Below are 721 nucleotides of genomic sequence, written 5' to 3' on the forward strand. Positions count from 1 at the left end.
CGTGAAGCCTGCACGGAACGCATCGGCTACAAACAGCATACGCTCAGGGCCCGGGTTGGCCAGTTTGCGGCGGATTTCCGCTTTGTCTTCGCTGCGCGGATTGAAGCCGCACAAGCCGGTTTCCAAACCGCGCAAGGCTTTTTGGAAGCTTTCTTGAATGGTACGGCCCATCGCCATTACCTCGCCCACAGATTTCATCTGCGTGGTCAAGCGGTCGTCTGCGGCAGGGAATTTTTCAAATGCGAAACGCGGGATTTTGGTTACCACATAGTCGATGGAAGGCTCGAACGATGCAGGCGTGCGGCCGCCGGTAATGTCGTTGCGCAACTCGTCCAGCGTAAAGCCGACCGCCAGTTTGGCTGCTACTTTGGCAATCGGGAAGCCGGTTGCTTTAGAGGCCAACGCAGAAGAACGGCTCACGCGCGGGTTCATCTCAATCACAATCATCTCGCCGTTTTCAGGGTTCACCGCAAATTGCACGTTCGAGCCACCCGTGTCCACGCCGATTTCGCGCAATACCGCCAACGAAGCGTTGCGCATGATTTGGTATTCCTTGTCCGTCAGCGTTTGCGCCGGCGCAACCGTAATCGAGTCGCCCGTATGCACGCCCATCGGGTCGAAGTTTTCAATCGAGCAAATGATGATGCAGTTGTCGGCCTTATCGCGTACCACTTCCATCTCGTACTCTTTCCAGCCGAGAACGGACTGCTCAATCAGCAAC

At 56.2% G+C, this 721-nt stretch carries 1 protein-coding gene; it reads right to left on the reverse strand.

The window, feature by feature from the left end:
• The coding region (locus ACTHUM_RS16580) for an ATP-binding protein (protein WP_440403503.1) at positions 1-721 on the reverse strand (721 nt) is incomplete at both ends.

It is taken from the genome of Neisseria sp. P0021.S006 (assembly GCF_051956895.1).